Genomic DNA, 23,647 nt, shown 5'->3' with positions numbered 1-23,647 from the left:
CCATGTCGATCGTCATCGCCTCGGGCACCCCGAGTTCGGCGACGACGCCCGCCACGGCCGCGGGCGCGCCCGCGGGCCCCGAGAGGAGCGTGTTCACCGCCCGCTCGGCCGCCCGCGCCGCGTCGACGACCCCGCCGTTCGACTGGACGATCAGCACCTGGCCGGCGTAGCCGAGGGCCGTCAGGCGCCGGGCCAGGCGGTCGAGGTGGTCGCGCAGCAGCGGGCCGACATAGGCGTTGAGCGCCGTGGTCGACGTGCGTTCGAACAGCCGGACCTCGGGCGCCACCTGGGACGACACCGACAGGAACACGCCGGGAAGCTCCGCCGCGAGGATCTCGGCCGCGCGTCGCTCGTGCGCGTCGTTGAGGTAGGAGAACACGAAGCTGACCGCGACCGACTCGACGCCGGCCGCCCTGAGGTGCCGGGCCGCGCGCCGCACACCGTCCTCGTCCAGCGGTGTCGCCACCTCGCCCGTACGGTCCATCCGTTCCCGCACGGTCTCGATCAGGTGGCGGGGCACCAGCGGCGGGGGCGGGGCCGACCGGAAGTCGAACTGGTCGGCCCTGCTGCCCTGACGCGCGAGCAGGACGTCGCGCAGACCCTCCGTCGTCACCAGCCCGGTCCGCGCGCCGGTGCCGGTGACCAGCGCGTTGGTCGTGATCGTCGTGCCGTGCACGATGACGTCGGTACGGCCGAGGAGCTCGGCGAGCGGCAGGCCCGCCTTCTCCGCGAGCCCGCCGAGGCCGGCGACGAGACCGTCCGCCGGCTCGGCCGGAGTGGAACCGGCCTTGTGGTCCAGCTCCACACCGTCCGGGCCGAGCAGCGCCAGGTCGGTGAACGTGCCTCCGACGTCGACGGCGATGCGATAGGTCACGACAGCCAGACGTCCAGCAGCGTGGGCAGCCGCGAGTCGGCGTCCAGGGCGAAGCCGTGCACCTTCTTGCCCACCGCCACCACGGCGGTGTCCTCCACCAGCGGGGTGAACAGCCCCTCGCTGATGATGCGCCGCTGCGCGTCGGCGAGGATCCTGCTGCGGGCCGCCTCGTCCGTGGTGGTCGCCTGCTTCCGGAGCAGCGGCTGCAGCGCGGCGTCCTGGACGTTGTAGAAGTTCGGCGGCGTGCTGGCGAACGTGCCGAGCAGGCCGACCCCGGCGTCCAGGCCCCCGGCGACGCCGGAGAGGAACAGGTCCCACTTGTCACGCGCCGTCAGCGCCGCCACCGACTGGGCGGCGGTCGCCAGTTCGGGCTTCAGCTCCACACCGATCTTCTTGTACTGGGCGGTGATGAGCTCGACGAGCGGCTGGTCCCACGGGTTGCCGCGGTTGAGCCAGCCGAGCTTCAGGCTGAGTCGCCGGCCGCCCTTGGTCCTGATGCCGTCCGCGCCCGGAACCCAGCCCGCCTTGTCCAGGAGCGCCGCCGCAGCCGCCTGGTCCGGCTTGAGCAGCGCGCTCTGGTCGGAGTAGCCCACCACCGCGCCGGTGACGACGCTGGTCGGCACACCCCACTCGGGGGTGAGCAGCGTGTCGCGGATCTGCTTGGCGTCCACCGCCTTCACCAGCGCCTGGCGGACCGGCGCCTCTTCCAGGGGCTCGCGGTCGGCTCCCGTCACGACCAGACCCTCGGCGAGCCGGGGGATCCTCTGCGCGACGATGGAGAACCCGGCCCCGCGTACGGGCGCGATGTCGGAGGGGTTGAGCGCGGTGGCGAGTTGCACCTGGCCGGTCTTCAACGCGCCGGTGCGCACGCTGGGCTCGGTGATCACCTTGTAGACGACCTTGTCGAGGTAGGCGTCACCGTCGTGCCCGCGGTTCTGCGGGCCCCACTTGTACCCGGTGCGCCGGGTCAGCACCACCTGGCTGTTCTTGACGTACGACCGGAGCACGAACGGGCCCGTTCCGACCACCTTGTCGAAGCGGTCGTCGAGCGGAAGCGCCAGCGTCTTGGGCGCGAGGATGCCGAACCCGCTGCTCGCCACCCACAGCGGCCAGGTCGGGTACGGCTTGGCGAAGCGCTGGACGACCGTGCGGTCGTCGGGGGCCGACGTCTTCTCATAGCCGCCCTCCTCCAGCAGCGACAGAGGGGTGGAGCCCGCGGACTTGGCCTTGTTGGCGATGATGTCGTCGAAGTTGTCCTTCACGATCTTCGCGGTCAACGGCGTGCCGTCGGAGAAGGTGACCCCGGTACGCAGCTTGAAGGTGAACTCCGTGTCATCGGCGTTGGCCTGGAACGATTCGGCGAGCCAGGGCACCGGCTTCTTGGTGGCCGGGTCGAGCGCGAGCAACGAGTCGACGATCGGCCGGGAGACCTCGCGGACCAGCGGTGTGACGGCGCGGGGGTAGATGCTGACCGGATCGCCGCCCAGCGCGATGGTGAGGGTGCCGCCCGCCCTGGGCGGGCCGGCCTTGTCGGAGCCCTCGGCCGGTGACGCGCCACTGCACGCGGTCAGCAGCAGTGCTGCCGCGGCCGCGGCGGCTGCGGCCGGCAAGAGCTTTGTTATTCCGGCCGATTTTGTTAGGAACACGGTTCGGGGCTCTCCTTGTCATGAAGGCCTGCCGCTTCAGCGGCGGCCGGGAATGGCGTCCAGCAACTCCCGCGTGTGGGCGTGTCGCGCCTCCGCGAAGATCTGCTCGGTGGGGCCGGACTCGACCAGCCGGCCCCGGTGCAGCACGCCCACCTCGTCCGCGATGTGCCGGACGACCGCCAGGTCGTGGGAGATGAACAGGTAGCTCACGCCGAGCTCGGTCTGGAGCGCGGCGAGCAGATCGAGGATCTGGGCCTGCACGGAGACGTCGAGTGCGGACACGGGTTCGTCGCACACGACGAGTTCGGGGTTGAGCACGAGCGCCCGCGCGATGGCGACCCGCTGGCGCTGACCGCCGGAGAGCTCGGCCGGCCGGCGGCCGAGCACCGAGGCGGGCAACGCGACCAGGTCGACCAGCTCCGCCGCGCGGCGGCGGCGCTGCGCCCGGGAGCCCAGCCCGAAGGACGCCAGCGGGTCGGTGACGATCTGCTCGATCGACCGTCGTGGGTCCAGCGACGCGAACGGGTTCTGCTGGACGACCTGGATCCGGCGCCGCAGCAGGCGCTGCCCGGCACCCCGCGTCCCGGTGATGTCCTCCTCGCCGAGGAACACGCGTCCGCCGGTCGGATCGGCCAGCCGGAGAATCAGCCGCGCCGTGGTGGACTTCCCCGATCCCGATTCGCCGACCAGCCCGTAGGTCCGGCCCCGATGGATCGCGAAGCTCACCTGGTCGACCGCCCGTACGGTGCCGGAGCGGCCGGAGGATCGGGGCAGCCGGAACTCCTTGACCAGCTCCTCGACGCGCACGACGGGCTCGTCCGGCCGATCCTCACCCTTGCTCCGCGCGGGGGGAGGCTGCTCCGCGAACGGGTCGCCGGGGGCGCCGCCCGGGATCGCGGTCAGCTCCACCCGGCGTGGACGTGGCGATCGGGCGAGGCCGGGCGCGGCCTCGATCAGGGACCGGGTGTAGGAGTCGCGAGGGTCGGACAGCACCTTCTCGGGGATGCCCTGTTCCACGAGTGTGCCCGACCGCATCACCAGGACGCGGTCGGCGCGTTCGGCCGCGATGCCCAGGTCATGGGTGATCAGCAGCATGCTGGTGCCCGACTCGCGGATCAGCTCGCCGATATGGTCGAGGATGCGACGCTGCACCGTGACGTCGAGCGCGCTCGTCGGCTCGTCCGCCACGATGAGCCGGGGGCGCGCCGCGATCGCGATCGCGATGAGGGCCCGCTGGCGCATGCCACCGGACAGCTGCGACGGATACTGCCGCGCCTGGACCTCGGGGTCGGGGAGCCCCGCGTCGGCGAGGAGTTCGAGGGTGCGCGTCCGTACGGTGCTCCGGCCGGCCCCGGACAGCCGCAGGGCCTCGGCCACCTGGGCGCCGATCCGCTGTACCGGGTTCAGTGCGGTGCCGGGGTCCTGCGGGATGAGCGCGATCTCCCGGCCGCGCAGGTCGCGCCACTTTCGTTCGGGCAGCCCCGCCAGGTCCCGGCCGCCGAAGCCGATCCGTCCACGCGTGAGGCGGGCCGACCGTGGAAGCAGGCCGAGCAGTGCGTACGCCGTGGTGGACTTGCCCGAGCCGGACTCGCCGACGATCGCGACCGTCTCGCCCTCCCTCACGGTGAAGCTCACCGACTCCACCGCGCGGACCACCGAGCGCCGCACGCGATAGTGCACCGCCAGGTCGTCGACCTCCAGGAGATACCCGCTCATCGCAGGCCCGTCCTCTCACCGTCGAACGCGCGCGACACCCGGTTGGCGGCCAGCACGGTCAGCGCGACCACCACGCCCGGAAGAATCGACAGCCACCACGCGCTGCCGAGGAAGTCGCGCCCGGAGGAGACCAGCGAGCCCCACTCCGGCGTCGGCGGCTGGGCGCCGAACCCCAGGAAGCTCAGCGTGGTCACGCCGAGGATCGCCTCGCCGAACAGCAGCAGGGTCAGCACCCACACCGGTCCGATCGAGTTCGGCAGCACGTGGCGCAGTACGACACGGGTCCAGCGCGCCCCGCCGGTCCGCGCGGCCTCCACGAAGCCGCTCTCGGACACGCGCAGCACCTCGGCGCGCATCACCCTCGCCGTGCTGGCGATGGCGGCCACGCCGATGGCGATGCCGACGTCGAGCGCGTTTCCCTTGCCGAGCACCGAGACCAGCATCAGCGCCAGCAAGAGGCCGGGAATCGACAGCAGCACGTCGACCAGGCGCATGATCACCAGATCGCTGACGCCGCGCAGGAACCCGGCCAGCAGGCCCAGCAGTGAACCGGCGCTCAGGCCGATCACCGTCGCCAGCGCCGCCGCCGGCAACGTCCGGCCCGTCCCATGCACCATCTCGTCGAACAGGTCACGGCCCAGCCGGTCGGTGCCGAACGGATGACCCGGCGAGGGGGGCCGGAGGCGTGCGACGGTGTCGACCGCCAGCGGGTCGCCCGGCGCGAACAGCGACGGCGCGACGGCCGCGACGATGACCAGGCCCACCCAGAGCAGGGAGAGGGCGAGCCCGGGGGTGCGCAGGAGATCCGCCAGGGACCGCAGCAGGCTCCGTGGAGATCTCGTCCGCCCCGTGGATTCCGGTTCCGGGAGGCGCTCGCCGGCCGGCAGGGCGACACCGGTGGCCGACATCCGGCTCACCCCTGGCCCGCGAACGAGAACAGCGTGAAACGCCTGGCCGACCGGCGCTCGACCGCCAGCCGCGGGTCGAGCACCTGGTAGAGCAGGTCGACGATGAGGTTGACGGTGACGAACACCAGCGCGCCCAGCAGCACCACGCCCTGGACGACGGGGAGGTCCTCCGCGGACACCGCGCCCTGGGTGATCTGGCCGAGACCGTTCCGTGAGAAGACCACCTCGACCACGATCGCGCCGGTGAGCAGCCCTCCCACCAGCAGTCCGGCGAGGGTCAGGGTGGGCAGCGCGGCGTTGCGCAGGACGTGCCGGACATTCACCCGGAACGGCCCCGCGCCCTTGGCCCGCGCGACGTCCACGTAGTCCTTGCCGAGTTCGTCGCCCATGCTCTTGGCCAGGACCTGGCCGATCAGGGCGGCGGGCTGGACGGCGATGGTGACGGCGGGGAGCACGAGGCCGCGCCAGCCGCCCTCCCCGATGGCGGGGAACACGTTCCACGTGAAGGAGAACCACTGCAACAGCAGCAGTCCCACGACGAAGGAGGGGATCGCGACGCCCAGGGGCGGCAGGCCGAGCAGCGTCTGCCGGAGCCACCGCGAACCGGTCACGGTGGTCAGCACCGCCAGTCCGGTTCCCAGGATCACCGCCAGGACGAGCCCGGCTCCCGCCACCGCGAGCGTCGGCGGGAGCGCCCCTGCGATCAGGGAGGTCACCCGCTCGCCGGACTGCACCGAGCGCCCGAGGTCTCCGTGCAGCACCCCGCCCAGCTTGGTCAGGTACTGCTCCACCAGCGGGCGGTCGAGGCCCATCCCATGCCGGAGTTCATCGAGCTGTTCCGGCGTCACGCTGTTGGTCGTGCCGGCCGCGATCGCGGCCGGGTCGCTCGGCAGCGCGTAGAGAACCACGAACGAGAGCGTGTACGCGGCCCAGAGCACGAAAACGCTCTGCAGCACCCGTCCGACCAGAAACCGCGCCATCGATTCGAAAGACCTCCTCCGCCGGTGGCCCCGGCAATTCTGATTAGTGCAACAGGCTGCCGTGATCGGCATATCGGGAACCCCTTCGACGCCCCCCTATGCCACCCCTGAGTCCAGGGGAACGGCCTGCGTGGTGAACGTGTGAACGCCGGGAGCGGCCTCGGCCCGCGAGCCGTCGGGGAGCACCACCTCGGCCGTGGTGCCGGGTGGAACGGTGACGTCCAGCGAGAACCGGCCCTCCCGCACGCGCCATGCGGCTTCGATCCGTCCGTAGGGGCAGTCGTGCTTCACCTCGGCCCAGGTCAGGCCGCCGCCCGGCTGCGGCGCGACCCGGAACCGCCGATAGGCGGGCACGTCCTCGTCGAGTTGGACACCGGCGATGTGACCGTGCAGGAACTCGACGACACTCGCCCGCGTGGGCATGTTCAGCGCCAGCATCGTGGTGCCGTCGGCGGCCATGCCGTCCCAGGTCTCCCAGAACGTCGTGCCGCCGTTGTCCAGCACCGACATCCACGACCGCGAACCGCCTCGCAGCAGCAGTTCGTAGGCGAGATCGAGGTGGCCGGTCGAGGCGAGGACCGGCAGCAGGAGATGCGTGGTGGGCAGCCCGGTGCCGGGCCGCGTGCCGGCGGCGCGGATCAGTTCCGCCAGCCGGGCGGCGGTCCGCGCGCGCAACCCTTCGGGCACCAGTCCGTACGCCAGCGCGCGCAGGTGCGTGGCCTGGGAGTCGCAGGTCAGCCGCCCGTCGGCGGTGATGAACTCGATCTGCCACGCACCGCGGACGTTCTCGGCGAGGCGCCGGTACCGTTCGGCGTCCTCGGGCCGGTCGAGAATACCGGCGATCCGGGACAGCAACCGGGCGGACCGGTGGAAGTAGGCCGTCGCGAAGGCCGTGTGGTCCCGGGCCCTCATCTCCTCGACCACGGCGGCGGTGAAGGACTCGAGGTCGGTGATCCCGGCGAACCGCCGCCGGCCGAGCGTCACGGGAGGTCGGGGCGGTCCCGGTTCGAGGTGCTCCCCGAAGTGGTAGCCGGTGTCCCAGAGGAACTCCTCGTGCGGTGCGGGGACGGGTCGTGCGGCCCGCCGGTGGGGGTGCCGCCCGTCTCGTGCGATCCGGGTCACGCGGTCGACCCACGCGGTCATCGACGTGTACTGCCGCGCCAGCAGCCCGTCGTCGCCGTAGGCCCGCCAGGTCTCCCAGGGCACCGACACGGCCGCGTCGCCGAAGCCCGCCTGCCCGTGCGGGATCGCGAACCTCGCGGTCAGGCTGCCGGGGCCGAGGGGGTCGGGGGCGTAGTTGCGCACCGTCCCGTCCGGCCACTGGTCGGCGGCGAGGTCCGCCAGCCACTTCGCGCTCAGCCCGGACACGTCATTCAGCAGCCGGGCACCCCGGATGTTCCACCCGAAGTCGGTCCACCCCGAGAGCTCCCTGGTGATCTCGGCCGTCGGGATGTCGCACGCCTGGTTGCGGTAGGTCCAGTACGCGATGTCGTAGAGCCGGTTGACCCGCTCGTCGCTGCACCGGAACCAGCCCGTGCGGGGCAGGTCGGAGCTCACCGCGACCGCGACGACGTCGTCGGCCGTGATCTCACCGGGGTGGCCGGCCACCCGCAGGTAGCGGAATCCGTGCCGGGTGTGCCGCGGCTCGAACACCTCGCCGTCCCGGCCGCCGGAGACCACCTGGTCGCTCTGGATCCCGCGGGCCGGTTCGTACCAGCGCAGGGTGGCCCGGCCGCTGGCGGTGTCGACGTCGCCGTCGTCCGGCCTGAGCGCCTCGGCGTGGGTCAGCGTCAGCGGCGTTCCGCGGGGGCCGAGGTTGGACAGCCGCACCCAGCCGCCGAGGTTCTGGCCGAAGTCGATGATGTGCAGGCCCCGCGCCGGGCGCCTGATCGCGACCGGGCCCAGCTCCTGGAGCCGCCGTACGGCCGGCGCCGGCGACGAGACCAGCCGGGCCGACGGGCGTTTCCGGAGCACGACCGGCGACCAGTCACCGCTCACCGCTCCGGGACCGCTCCATCCGGCCGGCTCGTCGCGGAGGTCGGCCGCGACGCCGTCGAAGAGGTCGGCCGCCTTGACGGCCCCGATGGCCGACCGCCAGTCCGGGCCCGTCCCGGTCACCGTCGTGGTCCCGTCCTCGTGATCGACGTGCAGCTGAGCCAGCAGCGCCGTGCGATCGCCGAACCCGTCGGGGAGGCGGTGGTAGGACGTCCGGCCGCGGAACCAGCCGTCGCTGAGGATCGCGCCGAGCACGTTGTCCCCCGTCCGTACCAGCCGGGTGACGTCGTACGCCTGGACCTGAAGGTGGCTGCGGTACGCGGTGAACCCCGGGGTGAGCTCCCCGTCCCCGACCCGCTCGCCGTTGAGGAACAGCTCGTACAGGCCGTGCGCCGTGACGTACACCCGTGCCCTGGTGACCGCGGGCCCGGCCGTGAACTCGCCGCGGAGGTGGTAGGCGGGCCGGAAGCCCGGCGGCGGCACCTCGCCCTCCGCGGGGCCGATCCAGTCCGCGACCCAGTCATCCGGGTCGAGCAGGCCCATCTCCCAGCGGACGGGTGCCGACCAGGCGCTGAGGCCGGCGTCGCTGCGGACCCGCACGGCGCAACGTACGGCCTCCCGCGACGCGAGCGGCGGCCCGCCATAGGGAACGAACAGGCTCCGGTCCGACTCGACCCATCCGGTGTCCCACGCCCGGTCGCCCGCGAGACCGCCGACCCGGTAGGCCCGCTGCGCCCTGGTCCCGGGCGGCAGCCGCCAGCTGAGCCGGGGCGCCGGCTCGGTCAGGCCCAACGGCGCGGGCCGATGCTCGACCCGCAGATCAGTCGGCGCGGACACGCGTCACCCCGTTTCGGCCCATTCCGGATCGCGAATGCGCACAGGAAAACACAGGACAGGGTGGTAACAGCAATGTTCCTTCTTCCCGCCCGATCTCGCACCGCCTACGTTGACGACCGTGGAAAGGCGATCCGCGCTTAACGGAAACGCGCGGCGCATGCGCGTGGAAATACGGCGGTATCAATCGTGAAGTTCTTCGGAGTGGCTCCCATCCGATATCTGGATTCCGCGGGAGCGGACGAGCCGGCCGCGACACGGGCGAGCTTCGACCTCACGGTGGCCACCGCGCTGCGCATGGAGGAGCTCGGCTTCGACGGCTTCGGGGTCGGTGAGCGCCACCACTGGCCGTTCCTGTCGAGCGCGCCGCCGGTCGTCCTGGCGCACGTCGCGGCGCTGACCAGCCGGATCCGGCTGTTCACCGGCGTGACCCTGCTGTCGATGCTCGACCCGGTGCGCGTCGCCGAGGACTACGCGACCGTCGACCACCTCTCCGGCGGGAGGATCGAGCTGATCGTGGGCAAGGGCGCCGGGCCGGGCGGCGAGACGTTCGGCCTGACGCCCGATCAGCAGCGCCCGGCCCTGGCGGACAACTTCCGGCTCCTGCACGAGCTGTGGACCAGGGACGACGTCTCGTGGCCCGCGGTGCGGCGTCCGCGCCTCGACAAGGTTCGCGCCCTCCCCCGGCCGCTGCGCGGACGGCCCCGGATCTGGCATGGCAGCTCGTCGTCGCCGGAGTCGGTGGCGCTGGCCGCCGAGTTCGGCGACCCCGTGGTGTTCTCCAACGCGGGCGCCTCCAGCGCGAGCGTGCGCCCCCTCGTCGAGCACTACCGCGCCGAGTGGGCACGGCACGGCCGTCCCGCCGACCGGCTCTTCACCGGCGCCGGCACGCCGGGGTTCCTCGTGGCCAAGACCTCCCAGGCGGCGATCGCCGCGTACCGTCCCGTGTACGAACGCCTCATCGCGATGCAACGGAGCATCGGCGGCCGGCCGTCGTACCCGACCGTGGAGGAGTTCATCACGCACTCACCGGCACTCGTGGGCAGCCCCGCGCAGGTGATCGACAAAGTGCATCGCCAGCACGAGATCTTCGGCCACTCACTCGCAGTGTTCAGCGTCGACCCCGACGGCCTGCCCGAAGAGGACCACTGGACGTCCCTCGAACTGTTCGCCGGCGAAGTGGCGCCGGCCCTGCGGACGGCCCTCCCCGATCCACCCCCCTGACCCGGCGAGGACAGGTTGCCCGCGCGGACGGTCGCGTGTAAGGCTGAAACGTCCTCAGCTGGAAAGGGAGCTCGATGTCAGCAGGATCTCGGCTACCCGACGATGTCGAGCCCGACACGTGCGCGGCCTTCCGCGACGCCCTCGACCGGGTCGGGAGCAAGTGGGGGATCGCGATCATCGCGGCCGCGACCGAAAGCCCGATCCGGTTCGCCGAGCTGCATCGGTCGATTCCGGGCATCAGCCGCCGCATGCTGACCCTCACCCTGCGCACCCTCGAACGGGACGGCCTCATCACCCGCACCGTTCATCCCACCGTGCCCCCGCAGGTCGAGTACACCGCGACGCCTCTCGCCGAAGAGCTCTTCGCCTCCACCCGCGCCCTGTCGGACTGGGCGGAGAACAACCACGAAAAGGTCGCGGCCGCCCGCGCCGCCTACGACGACAACGAAGCCGCACGGGCACGATGAACGACGCCGTGCCGGCCGTGACGCCCATGAGGACGGACGAGCACGGACTGTCCGTCGGGGCGGGCAGCCGCGCGGCACTCGCGCACTACGACAACGCGATCCACGAGCTGCTGCACTTTCGCGCGGAGGTGGACGCCGAGACACGGCTGGCGCTCGAGGAGGATCCCGGCTTCCCGCTGGGCAACGTCCTGTCGGCCTATCTCGGGCTGCTGACCACCCAGCCCGAGGACGCGCGGGCCGCCGCTGAGCGGTACCGGCGGTTCCGGTCGAGCGTGGACGCCTCCCGGTTGCCACCGCGAGAGCGCGCTCACCTCACGGCGGTCGAACGCCTGCTGGAGGGCGACTTCGCCGGTTGCGGCCGGTTGCTGGGGCGGATCAGCGAGCGGCATCCACGAGACGTTCTGGCGCTGTTCGTCGGCCATCAGATTGACTTCTTCACCGGAGACGCCCGCGCCCTGCGCGACCGGATCGGCGGCGCGCTGACGGCGTGGAGCGAGAAGGACCGGCACTTCGGTCACCTGCTCGGCATGTACGCCTTCGGGTTGGAGGAGGCCGGCCACTACGACCGTTCGGAAGAGGTCGGCCTGCGCGCGGTCGAGCTCAACCCCAAGGACGTGTGGGGCGTTCACGCGGTCGTCCACACCTACGAGATGCAAGGGCGCTTCCAGCGAGGGATCGCCTACCTGGACGACCGGCTGACCGACTGGTCGACCGGCACGTTCTTCAACGTGCACGCCTGGTGGCACTACGCGCTCTACGCGCTGGAGGCGGGCGACGTGGCGCGGGCACTGGAGATCTATGACTCCGTGCTCCACGGGCCACGGTCCACGGGTGCCGCGATGGAGATGCTGGACGCGGCGGCCCTGCTCTGGCGCATCCTGCTGGAGGGCGGCGACGAGACCGCGCGGTGGAAGGCACTGGCCGACGCCTGGACGCCGAAGGCGCAGGAGCCGCTCTATGCCTTCAACGACATGCACGCGGTGATGGCGTTCGTCGGCGCCGGCCGTCTCGCCGAGGCCGAACGGCTGATCGCCGACCGCGAGGCCTATCTGGCGCGTACGCTCCCGGGCGTTACCAACCGGGAGATGACGGCACGCGTCGGGCTGCCGGTCTGCCGCGCCCTGGTGGCCTTCGGCCGCGGCGACTTCGCCACCACTGTCGACCTCCTGGCGCCGATCAGGCACCGCGTCAACGAGTTCGGCGGCAGCCACGCACAGCGCGACGTGGTCCAAAAGACCCTGTTGGAGGCCGGCCTGCGGTCCGGTCACCTCGACCTGGCCAGAGTGCTGGTCAGCGAACGGATCAACGTCCGGCCGTCCAGCCCGTTCAACTGGCTCAAGCACGCCGAGGTGGCCGAGGCCCTCGGCGACGCCGCCGCCGCGACCACCGCCCGGTCGCAGGCGGCGAGACTGCGGAAGCCCTGATTCGTACGGCCGAAGAGGGGGGTCTACAGGGGGCACGATCCCGCGGCTCGCTGCTTTGCTGGGCAAGGTCGGCGCGCGCCGTGGCGCTTCCTGGAGGCGATGATGAGTGACTCCCAGGACTCGATCCTGGAACTGGTCCGTAAATACCACCGCGAGAAGGAACAGCAACGGCGCTTCGTTCCCGGCGAGACGCTGGTGATGCCGTCGGGCGCCGACCTGAGCGAGGACGACCGCGTCGCGCTGGTCGAAGCCGCGCTCAACATGCGCATCGCCGCCGGCCCGAGCGCGCTCGCGCTGGAACGGGAGCTCGGGCGCACGCTCCAGCGCCGCAAGGTGCATCTGACCAACTCGGGGTCCTCCGCCAACCTGCTGGCGCTGACCGCTCTCACCCAACCGGAGATCGGCGCCGACCGGCTCAGACCGGGCGACGAGATCGTCACGGTGGCGGCGGGCTTCCCGACGACGGTCAATCCGATACTGCAGAACCAGATGGTGCCGGTCTTCGTGGACGTGGAGCTGGGCACCTACAACACCACGGCCGAACGCGTCGCCGAGGCGATCGGCCCGCGCACGCGCGGCATCATGATCGCGCACGCGCTGGGCAACCCCTTCCCGGCGGCCGAGGTCGCCGAGCTGGCCGAGCAGCACGGGCTCTTCTTCGTCGAGGACAACTGCGACGGCGTCGGCGCCACGTACCAGGGGCGGCCGACCGGGACGTTCGGCCACTTCAGCACCGTGAGCTTCTATCCCGCCCACCACATGACCATGGGCGAGGGCGGGTGCGTGACCACCGACCGGCCCAGGCTCGCGCGGATCGTGGAGTCGCTGCGCGACTGGGGCCGGGACTGCTGGTGCGAGCCCGGTGACTGCGACACCTGCGGCAAGCGCTACACGCAGCAGTTCGGGGACCTGCCGTACGGCTACGACCACAAGTACACGTTCTCCCACGTGGGCTACAACCTGAAGACGACCGACCTCCAGGCGGCGCTCGGGCTCTCCCAGATCCGGCGGCTGCCCGAGTTCGGCGCGGCCCGCCGCCGCAACTGGAAGCGGCTGCGCGCGGGCCTGGACGGCCTGCCCGGCCTGCTCCTGCCCGAGCCCACGCCCGGCGGCGATCCGAGCTGGTTCGGCTTCATCATCACGGTCACCGCGGACGCGCCGTTCGACCGGGACGCGATCGTGGGCCATCTGGAGGACCGGCGGATCGGCACCCGGATGATGTTCGCCGGCAACCTGACCCGGCAGCCCGCGTACCGGGGCAGGGAGTACCGGGTCTCGGGGACGCTCGACAACAGCGACGTCATCACCGAGCGCACCTTCTGGATCGGTGTCTTCCCCGGCCTGACCCCGGAGATGGTCGACTACATGATCACCACGATCCGGGACTTCGTCACGAGCAGGCGATAGCCCCCGCGGCCACCGATCAGCGGGCCTCCAGGGCGCGGGTCTGGCGGATCTCCTGCCAGCTCTTGGGGGTGGACCCCAGGGTGACCCGCTGGGGAGGGGCGGCCGGGCGGCCGGGGGTGTAGAGCCAGGTCTGGAAGAGGCTTCCGAGGTTCTTGCCGGAGATCTTCTCGGACAGGGCCTCGAACTGGGCCGTCGTGGCGTTGCCGTAGCGGTGGAGGGCCGCCCAGGCGCGGAGGATGGCGAAGAACCTCGCGTCGCCGACCGCCGCGCGCAGGGCCTGAAGGGTCAGGGCACCGCGGTCATAGACGGCGTCGTCGAACTGGTTCTCGCCCGGGCCCGGGTCACCGGCCTTGACCTGCCAGAACGGGTCATCGGCCGGGTAACTGTCGTAGGTCTTGTCCGCGACCTCGGCGGCGGTGCCCTGGCCGGTCTTCTCCGACCACAGCCACTCGGCGTAGGTGGCGAAGCCCTCGTTCAGCCAGATGTCGCGCCACGTGCTGAGCGAGACGCTGTCACCGAACCACTGGTGGGCGTTCTCGTGCACGATGAGGTACGGCCGGACACCGGTGGAGAAGGCGGCGGGGCTGTAGAAGACCCGGGTCTGCTCCTCCAGGGAGAAGTGCGACGTGACGTTCGGGACGTAGCCGCCGGCCGAGGTGAAGGGGTAGGGGCCGAAGACCGTGCTCTCCCAGTCGATGACCTCCGAGGTGGTCTCGACGCTGGCCTTGGCCGCCTTGAGCAGGGTCGCGTCGACGTCGGGGCTGTAGGCGGTGATCACGGGCAGGCCGCTCTTGGTGCGGCCCTTGTGGATCTCGAACCTGCCCACCGCGAGGGTGGTCAGGTAGGTCGCCTGCGGCTTGGCCTCGTGCCACTTGTACGTGGTCCACCCGCCCGCCGTACGGGCTCCCTGGGGCTCACCGTTACTGATCGTCTGGAGCCCCTTGGGCACGGTGATGGAGATGTCGTAGGTGGCCTTGTCGAGCGGGTGGTCGTTGCTGGGGAACCACCACCAGGCGCTCTCCGGCTCCTGCGCCGCGACCGCGCCGTCGGGGGTCTTGGCCCAGCCGACGTAGTCGTTGTACTTCTTCGTCGACGGTACGCCGGAGTAGGTCACCGTGATGTCGATCGGCGCGCCCTTGCGCAGGACGCGGGCGGGGGTGATCACCAGCTCGTGCGCGCCGGACGTGGTGAAGGTCGCCGTGCGGCCGTCGACCGTGACCGCCTGGGTGTCGAGCAGGAAGTCGAGGTCGAAGCGGGTGAGGTCCTGGGTGGCCCGCGCCGTGATCCTGGCGGTGCCCCACAGCGTGTCGGTGGCGGGCTGGTATTTCAGGCCGAGGTCGTAATGGGAGACGTCGTATCCGCCGTTTCCGTAGTCCGGATAGTAGGGGTCGCCGATGCCGGGCGCGCCCGGCCCGGCGGCGGCGCCGGCCGCGGTGGCGGACAGCAGGACGCCGACGACGCCGGCGGTGACGGCGAGAAGCCGCGTTCTCCGCATCTGGGGCTCTCCTTCGCGAAAGTTTCCGCCTCAACTTATTGGTCGACACGGAGAAAAGGCCCACGGCGACCGGACACGGACACCGGCGCCCGGCGGCTCCGCACGTGACCGGCCCCTCGGCGATGCCGCCCCAGGTCAGGCATATACAACTTGGCCTATTGACAAAGTAGGGATTAGACCTCAATGTAGGGGATTGTCCTGATCAGACCCACTGGCTTCGCCCCGGCGGGTCCGATCCGGCGCGTGTACGTCCGGAAGAAGTCGTCAGACGTTGAACGTCCCGAAGAGTCGTCAGACGTCTGATCTAGGGAGGCGCTAGTGGCGTACGGCACGCACACCGCTGCCATGGAGCCTCGTGGTGAGGGCGACGGCGACGGCGCGGGGAGGCCACCGGCCGATCGTCACCAGGACGAGCGCGACCGCCGGCAGGACCTCCGGCACCGCTGGACCGTCCATGGCGGCCAGATCCTCGTCGGCCTGGTGATCCTGGGACTGTGGCAGGTCGCGGGCAAGGTCTTCGGCGCCTTCGTGCTGAGCAGCCCATGGCTGATCAGCAAGCGGATCGCACAGCTCCTGAGCTCCGGTGAACTGTGGCCGAACCTCGGCGCGACGATGACCGAGACCTTCGCCGGACTCGCCATCGGCATGATCCTCGGTGTCACGCTCGGCGTGCTGATCGCCCCGTCGAGGACCGTCGGCCGCTGGTTCTACCCGTACATCATGGCCCTCTACAGCCTGCCCCGCGTGGCGCTGGCCCCGCTGTTCATCGTGTGGTTCGGCATCGGCCTGGAGTCCAAGATCTTCATGGTCGTGACCATGGTCGTCTTCGTCGCCTTCTACAACACCTACCAGGGCATGCGGAGCATCGACCCGGACCTGCTGGAGATGACCCGCAGCCTGCGCGCGTCCCGGCGGACCGAGTTGCGCTGGGTCGTTCTCCCCGCGGTCGCCCCCTGGATCCTGACCAGCCTGCGGCTGTCCATCGCGCTCGCCCTCATCGGAGCGGTGATCGCCGAGCTCGTCGGCGCGAGCCGGGGGCTCGGCTACTCCATGGGCTACGCGGCGAACGTCCTGGACACGACGGGGGTGTTCGCGGGACTTGTGATCATCACCGTCATCGCCATTATCGCCGAGCAGCTCGTGGGCCTGGTCGAACGACGGGTGCTCCGCCACCGCGGCGAGCGCTGAGACCGCGTGAACGGCACGCCCTTCTCCCCTGAGGAACAACAGATGCCCCACTCGTACAGATCCATTCGCCTCACGGCCGCCCTTGCCGTCGTGGCGATCGTCCTCGCGGCGTGCGGCTCGGGATCCGGGTCCTCCGCCGGCGGGGACTCCAAGACTCTTCGCGTCGAGCTGTTCTGCAGCGGAGTGGCGCCGATCGCCGCGGAACTGGCGATCGACAGCGGGATCGCCGCCCAGAAGGGGCTGAAGATCAAGCCGATGTGCGTGTCGAACGGCTCCGCCGCCACGCAGGCACTGATCGGCGGCAGTGCCGACGTGTTCATGGGCGACATCGGGCACGTCATCCTGGCCCGCAAGAAGGGCGTGAAGCTGCGCGCGTACGGGGTCGTGAACGACCGGTTCTCCTACGAGCTCGTGGCACGCAAGGACGCGGGCCTCACCTCGGTCAAGGACCTGAAGGGCAAGAAGGTCGCCATCACGGCGCCGGGGACGCTGTCGGACACCGAGATGAAGAAGGCCGCGATGGACGCCGGCCTGAATCCCAGGACCGACCTGACGATCATCAACGGCGGTGCCGGGGCGACGATGCAGGCGGCGCTGGGCGGAGGCCGGGTCGTCGCCGGGATGACCAGTCAGCCGGACTCCCTGCAACTGCTGAAGACCGGCAGGTTCCAGGTCCTGTGGCAGGAGCCGGACTACCGGTACGTCGACATCCTCGCCATGGCGAAGCAGGACTGGGTCGCCGGGCACACCGGCGCGATGAGGACCTTCCTGGCATCGATGTCCGAAGCGTCGGCGCAGGCGAAGGCGGACCCGGCGCGGGCCACGACGTGGATGAAGAAGCAGGGATACAAGATCAGCGACGCGGACCTGGCGGCCATCGTCAAGGAGGGCGTGCGGAGCGTGCCGGCCGACCTGCGGGTGCCCGACCAGGTGGCGAACTCCTCGGCCGACCTCCTGGTGCGCACCGGCCTGCTGACCAGGCCACTGCCGCCGAACCAGGACGTCTACGACTACAGCCTGCTGCCCAGCAAGCCCGCCGGATAGGGAGCGTCTCGTGCCCGCAACGACGAAGTCGGCGTCCGCCTCCGGGCCGGTCTCCGCCGAGCCGAAACTCAGCCTGCGCGGCGTCGGGCTCAGCTATCGGACCGGGAAAGGACGGGTCGCCGCGCTCGACGGCGTCGACCTCGACCTCGCCGCCGGGGAGTTCGTGGCGCTGGTGGGGCCCAGCGGCTGCGGGAAGTCGACGCTGCTCAAGGTCGTCGCCGGGCTGCTGCCGGCGACGACGGGGACGATCACGCTCGACGGCGCGGCGGTGTCGGAGAACGTGCCGCCGGGCATCGGCCTGGTCTTCCAATCCGACGCGCTGCTGCCGTGGAGGACGGTCGAGGACAACATCCGGCTGCCCCTGGTGATCAAGGGCCTGTCCGCCGGGCGGCAGCGGGAACAGGTCCGCGAACTGGTCGAGCTGGTCGGGCTCGGCTCCTTCGAGCACTACTACCCCGGCCGGCTCTCGGGTGGGATGCGCAAACGGGTGGGGATCGCCCGTGCGCTCGCCTACGACCCGGACGTGTACCTCATGGACGAGCCGTTCGGCCCGCTGGACGCGCAGATGCGGATCAGGCTCGGCGGCGAGTTCCTTTCGATCTGGGAGACGCTCGGCAAGAGCGTGGTCTTCGTGACGCACGACGTGGAGGAGGCGGTGGCGATGGCGGACCGTGTGGTGGTGATGAGCCGGCGCCCCGGCACGGTGAAGGCGGAGTTCCCGATCTCGCTGGATCGGCCGAGGGACTTTCGCGAGGTGCGGTTCGAACCGGAGTTCCAGCGGTTGCAGCGGGCCGTCTGGGACAGCCTCGCGGACGAGATCGACTCATGATCATCGACTGCCACAACCACGTGCTCGCCACGGCGCTGCCGCCGGGCCACGACCTGTTCGTCCGCGAGATGCGCGCCCCCGGTCGCCGGCGGGCGGGGAGGCTCCCGGCGTACCGGGCGGCCACCGACGAGGACTGGGCCGGGCTGGAGGGCGACCTCGCCCCGATCGATCCGGTGACGCTGGTCGAGGACCACGTGAGCGCCGGGGTGGACCGCGCGACGGTGCTGGCCGTCGCACCGTCCACGTACACCGCCTATGGCGAGCGGGGGACCATCGACCTCGGCCGCGTGACCGATGTGGACGGCCCGCTGGAGGTGGCCAAGAGCAACGACTACATCGCGGCACTGACCCGGCGGCACGCCGAGCTGTTCGGCATGTCCGCGGTCAACCCGAGGTTCCGCGGCGTCGAGTGGGCCCGCGACGAGCTCACCCGGGCGGTCGAGGAACTCGGGCTCCAGGGCCTGAAGCTCTACCCGATGTACGACCACTACGCGCCCGCCGACCGCGACCTGGCGTTCCCGATCTACGAGCGGGCCTGCGAGCTGGGCGTCGGCGTGATGGTCCACATGGGGACGACGTCGGCCAAGGACACCGTGCTGGACTACGGCCGCCCCGGCGCGCTGGACGAGGTGGCCCGCCGCTTCCCCGGCCTGCCGCTGCTGGTCTGCCACGTCGGCTTCCCGTGGGTGGACGAGTGCCTGGCGATAGTGGCGCGGCACGACAACACCTACGTCGACATCAGCATGTTCGCCACCAAGACGAGCCGGCGTGGCCTCTATGACTTCCTGATGCGCGCGCGGCAGCTCGGCTGCCCGCCGGCACGGATCTGCTGGGGAACCGACTATCCGGGCGGCGGGCGGCCCGCGGTTCTGCTGCCCAAGTTCGCGCTGGTCAATGACGCCGCCGACCCGGGCGCCGAGATCTCCCCAACCGACATCGCGCAGATGCTCGGCGGGAACTGGGCGCGGTTCGCCGGCATCGATGGCTGGAGCGAGCAGGAGACGCTCGCGCAGATCGCCGAGTGGGAGCCGCGATGGCGCGAGGCGGAAGGCCGATGAGCGGAGAGGGTACGGCCATGACGAAGGATCTACGGAGTTTCCTCGCGGACGTGGTGAAGGCGGACCCGGGAGGGCTCAAGCGGATCGGCTCACGTGTGGACCCGCGGTTCGGCATCACGGCCTACGGCGCCTGGTACGACAAGCGGGGCACCCATCCCGCGCTGTTGTTCGCCGACGTGGCCGGCTCGGAACTGCCGTGCCTGAGCAACCTGGTGGCCACCCATGACCGGATGGCGCTGGCCCTCGGCGTCTCGGTGGAGACGCTCACGCGCTCCTCGGTGGCGGGCCAGGGCCGCGCGGCGCATCCCCCCGTGCCGGTGTCCGGGGACGCGCCTGTGCAGGAGGTCGTGTGGCGGGGTGACGAGGCCGACCTGGGCCGGTTGCCGATCCCGGTGCACAACGAACTCGACGGCGGCCCGTTCCTGACCGCGGCGGTGGCGGTGATGCGCGACCCGGAGTCCGGGCGGCTCAACGCCGGGATCTACCGGCACCACGTCTATGCCGCCCGGCGGATGGGAGTGTGGTTCTTCGGCTCGCACGACGGCGGCACCATCCACCGCCGCTACGCCGAGAAGGGCGCGGCGACCCCGATCGCGATCATCATCGGCCACCACCCGGCCTTCCTGATGGGCGCGGTGTCCCGGGTCCCGGGCATCGGCGGTGAGTATGAGGCCGCCGGCGCCTACCTCGGCGAGTCCCTGCAGGTCGTTTCGGCGCTGACCAGCGACCTGCTCGTGCCCGCCCACGCCGAGATCGTCATCGAAGGTCGCATCCTGCCCGATGAGCAGGCCGAGGAAGGACCCTTCGCCGAATGGCCGGGCCACTACGTCGGCGGCGGGATGAAGCCCGTGATCGAGGTCGATGCCATCACGATGCGCCGGGACGCGATCTTCCAGGACATCCAGGCCTCCGGGCGCGAACACCGCCTGATGGGCGCCCTCCCCCGCATCGCCGGCATCCACGAGGCCGTACGGCAGAAGGTCCCGGGCCTGCGCGCCGTCAACATCCCGCTGCACACCCGGATGCACTGCTACCTGTCGATCCGCAAACAGTTCGACAGCGACCCCACCCGCGCCGCGTTCGCCGCCCTCAACACCGAGCCGGAGAACCTCCGCGCCGTGATCATCGTCGACGACGACATCGACGTGTACGACGAACGCGAGGTGTCCTGGGCGGTCGGCACCCGCTTCGACGCCGCCCACGACCTGCAGGTCATCCCCTCCTGGAACGGCCCCGGCGGCCTGCTCCCCACCAACTGGAGCTACGACGCCGAGGGCGGCCGCACTCCGCGCAGCTCCTCCGCCGTCATCGTCGACGCGACCAAACCCGCGCCTCCCGTCGTCTTCCCACCCCGCGCCCGGGTACCCGAGGCCGCGATCCGGGCGGTCGACACCGAGGCCGTCACCGACATCACCTCGCCCCGGGAACTGCCATGGCAGAGCTAGACATCTCGATGGTCGTGAACGGCCGTCACGAGACGGTACGGGTGCCGCCGCTGCGGCCGCTCGCCGACGTCCTGCGAGATGACCTCGACCTGACCGGCACGAAGCTCGGCTGCCGGGCCGGCGACTGCGGATCGTGCACGGTGCTGCTCGACGGCGAGGCCGTGGCGGCCTGCCTGCTGCCCGCCGTCCGGGCCGACGGCCGCGCGGTCACCACCATCGAGGGACTGGAGTCGGGCGGTGTGCCGCACCCGCTCCAGCGGGCGTTCGGCGACCAGAACGCCAGCCAGTGCGGCTACTGCATCCCGGGCCTGATCATGGCCAGTGTCGGGCTCGTCGAGGGCGGGCATTCCGATGACGACATCCCCCGGGCGCTGGCCGGCAACCTGTGCCGGTGCACCGGTTATGAGTCGATCGTCGCCGCCGTCGAGCAGGCGCGCGCCGAGAGGGCCACGGTCTCCGATGACTGAACCCTGGGTGGGCCGGCCCATCCCGCAGATCGACATGACGGACAAGCTCCGCGGCGCGACGCGTTACATCGCCGACCTCTCGCTGCCGAGGATGCTGCATGGCGCGATCGTACGGAGCCCCGTCGCCCACGGCCGGATCCGGCACGTCGACGTCTCCCGCGCGCTGCGGGTCCCCGGCGTCCGTGCCGTGATCACCGGCGCGGACGTACGGGCCCCGGCCTTCGGGCCGTACGTGCCGGACTGGGAGGTACTGGCCCAGGACAAGGTCCGGTTCGTCGGCGACGACGTCGCCGCGGTCGCCGCCACCACGCCCGAGGCCGCACGTGAGGCGGCGGACCTGGTCGAGGTCGAGATCGAGGAGCTTCCGGCGGTCTTCGACGCCGTGGAGGCGCTCGAGCCGGGCGCTCCGCTGATCTGGGAGCAACGCCTGGGCAACATCGCGACCACCTTCGAGATCGCGCGAAATGACGTCGAGCGCGGCTTCGGCCGGGCCGATCACGTCTTCGAGGCGGACTTCTCGACGAGCCGGATCTACCACGGCTACCTCGAACCGATCGCCACCCTCGCCGAGTACCACGACAACGGGGCGTACACGCTGCACGTCCCGACGCACATCCCGCTGCGAGCGCGGCTCGTCTACGCCCGCGGGCTCGGGGTGGACACGAGCCGCATCCGGCTGATCGTGCCGCCGATCGGCGGCAGCTTCGGGGCCAAGTACGAGATGACGGTCCCGCTGGTCGCGGCGGCGCTGTCGCGCGCGGCCGGGGCGCCGGTGCGGCTGGCCTTCGACCGTGAGGAGGACGCGGCGGTCAACCACCCCCGGCCTCCCTTCGTCTTCCACCACCGCGTCGGCGTCCGCGACGACGGCACCTTCGTCGCCCGTACGACCGACGTGGTGGGAACGGCGGGCGCGCGGACGTTCTGGTCGCCGACCGTGCTCGCCACCGCCGTGCACCGGGTGGACTCCCTGTACGACTTCGGCGCCATGGCGGGGACCGGACGATTGGTCTATACCAACGAGAGCCCGACGACCTGCATGCGCGGCTTCGGCAACGCCGAGTCCCTGTTCGGGATCGAGCAGGTCATCGACGAGATCTCCGACCGCCTCGGCATCGACCCGGTCGAACTGCGCCGCCACAACGCCGTCCGCGAAGGCCAGACGACGATGCACGGCTGGAAGATCAGCTCATCCCGGCTGCCCGAGTGCCTCGACCGGGCGCAGAAGCTCTCCGGATACAGCGAACGCCGGCGGCGGACCGACTGGTCCGCGCCGCGCGGTGACACGCGTCGGGGCATGGGCCTGGCGATCGCCCACCACGTGTCGGGTTACTCGGCGATCCACGCCGACTTCGACGGGTCATCGGCGATCATGCGGCTCGGCCTCGACGGCTCGATCACCGTCTTCGTCGGCGAACCCGACCTCGGACAGGGACACCGGACGGTCCTGGCGCAGCTCGCCGCCGACCGGCTCGGCGTCGAGCCCGCGGACGTCGACGTCCGCGGCGTGGACTCCGCGCTCAGCCCGGACTCGGTCGGTACCCTGGCCTCGCGTGGCACGACGATGGCCGGCATGGCCGTCCTCGCCGCCGCCGATGACGCGAGGGACAAACTGGCCGCCTTCCAGGCCCAGCGATGGGGGGCCGGCGTGGAGTGGTCCGGCGGATGCGTCGTCTCGGCGGACGGCGCCCGCGACGCGACGCTGCGCGAGGCGCTCAAGGCGTACGGAGACGCGAACTGCGGCCTGCCTCTGCTGGCCCAGGGCGTGCACCGGCCGCCGACCGTCAAGCCGGACGCGGACAAGTACGGCAACCCGTCGGCCGCCTATCCCTTCGCCGTGCACGTGGCCGAGGTGGAGGTGGACACCGCCACCGGACAGGCCCGGGTCACGCGATACTGGGCGGTGCATGACAGCGGCACCATCATCAATCCCTCCACGGCGCGCGGGCAGGTGGTGGGCGCGGTCGCCCAGGGCATCGGGTGGGCCTTCCTGGAGGACGTCGACCTGCGCGACGGCGTGATGCGCAACGCGAACTTCCTCGACTACCGCATTCCCGGGGCCGGGGACATGCCTCCGGAGATGACGGTCGAGTTCGTGGCCGGCCACGAGCCGAACGGCCCGATGGGCGCCAAGAGCCTCGGCGAAGTCGCCATCAACCCGGTGACGGCCGCGATCGCCAACGCCGTCTACGACGCGGTGGGGGTTCGCTGCGCCGCGTTGCCGATGACGCCGGAACGGCTCTGGGCGGCGATGCACGACGACGTACGGCCGGCGCCGATCACCGAGGTGACGCGATGAGGACCATGCCGCGCTACCACGGTCCGGGCGACCTCGCCGAGGCCCTCGACGCGCTCGGTTCGGAGGAGCACACCGCCGCCCTCGCCGGTGGCACGGACCTGATGAACGACCTGCGGCTGGGGTTGTCACACCCGACGCTCGTCGTGGACACCGCGCGCCTGGCCGAGTTGCGGGCGTTCTCGCTCGACGACGGAGCCGTGCTCGGTGCCGGGACGACGATGGCGTCGTTGTCACGCTCGCCCGACGTACGGCGACGCTACCCCGCCCTCTCCGAGGCGGCGGCGCTGCTCGGCGGACGCCAGATGCAGCAGGTGGCAACGGTCGGCGGCAACCTGTGCCACGCCTCGCCC

At 71.2% G+C, this 23,647-nt stretch carries 19 protein-coding genes; 12 read left to right on the top strand and 7 right to left on the bottom strand.

All coding sequences use genetic code 11. The features are described 5' to 3' along the window. The 6 genes from ACFFNX_RS13000 to ACFFNX_RS12975 all read right to left on the bottom strand — a co-directional run. Positions 1 to 874: hydantoinase/oxoprolinase N-terminal domain-containing protein (locus ACFFNX_RS13000; protein ID WP_378200093.1), on the bottom strand; the 874-nt coding region annotated here is incomplete at its 3' end. Then, the gene (locus ACFFNX_RS12995; RefSeq protein ID WP_378200090.1) at positions 871 to 2,484 is read right to left on the bottom strand and encodes an ABC transporter substrate-binding protein; all 1,614 of its coding nucleotides are present in this window, start codon (positions 2,482 to 2,484) and stop codon (positions 871 to 873) included. The genes ACFFNX_RS13000 and ACFFNX_RS12995, both read right to left, overlap by 4 nt. 72 nt (positions 2,485 to 2,556) lie before the next feature. Continuing rightward, positions 2,557 to 4,236 carry a dipeptide ABC transporter ATP-binding protein gene (locus tag ACFFNX_RS12990; RefSeq protein WP_378200088.1) on the bottom strand — a complete coding sequence of 560 codons (1,680 nt, stop codon included), beginning with the start codon at positions 4,234 to 4,236 and terminating at the stop codon, positions 2,557 to 2,559. Beyond that, positions 4,233 to 5,144, bottom strand: a complete 912-nt coding sequence (locus tag ACFFNX_RS12985; RefSeq protein ID WP_378200085.1) for an ABC transporter permease — start codon at positions 5,142 to 5,144, stop codon at positions 4,233 to 4,235. Before ACFFNX_RS12985 ends, ACFFNX_RS12990 begins: the two co-directional genes overlap by 4 nt. A 5-nt stretch (positions 5,145 to 5,149) precedes the next feature. Next, positions 5,150 to 6,124 (bottom strand): ABC transporter permease, encoded by a 975-nt coding sequence (locus ACFFNX_RS12980; RefSeq protein ID WP_378200082.1) that lies wholly within the window; start codon positions 6,122 to 6,124, stop codon positions 5,150 to 5,152. A gap of 96 nt (positions 6,125 to 6,220) precedes the next feature. Continuing rightward, complete coding sequence (locus ACFFNX_RS12975) at positions 6,221 to 8,956, bottom strand: family 78 glycoside hydrolase catalytic domain (protein ID WP_378200079.1); 2,736 nt, start codon at positions 8,954 to 8,956, stop codon at positions 6,221 to 6,223. Positions 8,957 to 9,157: 201 nt separating this feature from the next. On the opposite strand from ACFFNX_RS12975, the gene ACFFNX_RS12970 reads away from it, so the two are divergent. From ACFFNX_RS12970 to rfbH, 4 genes are all read left to right on the top strand, one after another. After that, positions 9,158 to 10,177: an LLM class flavin-dependent oxidoreductase gene (locus ACFFNX_RS12970; protein ID WP_378200076.1), complete on the top strand. Its 1,020-nt coding sequence runs from the start codon at positions 9,158 to 9,160 to the stop codon at positions 10,175 to 10,177. A gap of 74 nt (positions 10,178 to 10,251) precedes the next feature. Further along, on the top strand, positions 10,252 to 10,644 hold the full coding sequence (locus ACFFNX_RS12965; RefSeq protein WP_378200073.1) for a winged helix-turn-helix transcriptional regulator: 393 nt from the start codon (positions 10,252 to 10,254) through the stop codon (positions 10,642 to 10,644). Beyond that, on the top strand, positions 10,641 to 12,068 hold the full coding sequence (locus ACFFNX_RS12960) for a tetratricopeptide repeat protein (RefSeq protein WP_378200070.1): 1,428 nt from the start codon (positions 10,641 to 10,643) through the stop codon (positions 12,066 to 12,068). The genes ACFFNX_RS12965 and ACFFNX_RS12960 overlap by 4 nt, the downstream gene beginning before the upstream one ends. Before the next feature lie 102 nt (positions 12,069 to 12,170). Next, positions 12,171 to 13,475 (top strand): lipopolysaccharide biosynthesis protein RfbH, encoded by a 1,305-nt coding sequence (rfbH, locus tag ACFFNX_RS12955; RefSeq protein ID WP_378200067.1) that lies wholly within the window; start codon positions 12,171 to 12,173, stop codon positions 13,473 to 13,475. 16 nt (positions 13,476 to 13,491) lie between these two features. On the opposite strand, the gene ACFFNX_RS12950 is transcribed toward rfbH, so the two are convergent. Beyond that, entirely contained in the window at positions 13,492 to 14,970 is a 1,479-nt protein-coding gene (locus tag ACFFNX_RS12950; protein WP_378200064.1) for a M1 family metallopeptidase, read from the bottom strand. 345 nt (positions 14,971 to 15,315) lie between these two features. Between ACFFNX_RS12950 and ACFFNX_RS12945 the strand changes: the two genes are divergently transcribed. The 8 genes from ACFFNX_RS12945 to ACFFNX_RS12910 form a co-directional block, all read left to right on the top strand. Then, positions 15,316 to 16,158, top strand: a complete 843-nt coding sequence (locus tag ACFFNX_RS12945; RefSeq protein WP_378200061.1) for an ABC transporter permease — start codon at positions 15,316 to 15,318, stop codon at positions 16,156 to 16,158. 42 nt (positions 16,159 to 16,200) lie between these two features. Beyond that, on the top strand, positions 16,201 to 17,202 hold the full coding sequence (locus tag ACFFNX_RS12940) for an ABC transporter substrate-binding protein (protein WP_378200058.1): 1,002 nt from the start codon (positions 16,201 to 16,203) through the stop codon (positions 17,200 to 17,202). 10 nt (positions 17,203 to 17,212) lie between these two features. Continuing rightward, positions 17,213 to 18,031: an ABC transporter ATP-binding protein gene (locus tag ACFFNX_RS12935; RefSeq protein WP_378200055.1), complete on the top strand. Its 819-nt coding sequence runs from the start codon at positions 17,213 to 17,215 to the stop codon at positions 18,029 to 18,031. Continuing rightward, positions 18,028 to 19,089: an amidohydrolase family protein gene (locus ACFFNX_RS12930; RefSeq protein ID WP_378200052.1), complete on the top strand. Its 1,062-nt coding sequence runs from the start codon at positions 18,028 to 18,030 to the stop codon at positions 19,087 to 19,089. Before ACFFNX_RS12935 ends, ACFFNX_RS12930 begins: the two co-directional genes overlap by 4 nt. 17 nt (positions 19,090 to 19,106) lie before the next feature. Beyond that, a complete protein-coding gene (locus tag ACFFNX_RS12925; protein WP_378200049.1) occupies positions 19,107 to 20,534 on the top strand; it encodes a UbiD family decarboxylase in 1,428 nt (475 codons plus the stop codon). Next, entirely contained in the window at positions 20,522 to 21,001 is a 480-nt protein-coding gene (locus ACFFNX_RS12920; protein ID WP_378200046.1) for a (2Fe-2S)-binding protein, read from the top strand. The genes ACFFNX_RS12925 and ACFFNX_RS12920 overlap by 13 nt, the downstream gene beginning before the upstream one ends. Continuing rightward, positions 20,994 to 23,297: a xanthine dehydrogenase family protein molybdopterin-binding subunit gene (locus ACFFNX_RS12915; protein ID WP_378200043.1), complete on the top strand. Its 2,304-nt coding sequence runs from the start codon at positions 20,994 to 20,996 to the stop codon at positions 23,295 to 23,297. The genes ACFFNX_RS12920 and ACFFNX_RS12915 overlap by 8 nt, the downstream gene beginning before the upstream one ends. After that, on the top strand, positions 23,294 to 23,647 hold a 354-nt coding region (locus ACFFNX_RS12910), incomplete at its 3' end, for an FAD binding domain-containing protein (RefSeq protein WP_378200040.1). The genes ACFFNX_RS12915 and ACFFNX_RS12910, both read left to right, overlap by 4 nt.

Source organism: Actinoallomurus acaciae (genome assembly GCF_042429965.1).
GTDB classification, from domain to species: Bacteria; Actinomycetota; Actinomycetes; order Streptosporangiales; family Streptosporangiaceae; genus Actinoallomurus; species Actinoallomurus acaciae.
The sequence above is the reverse complement of the archived record's forward strand: the minus strand, read 5'-3'. Positions and strand labels throughout refer to the sequence as shown.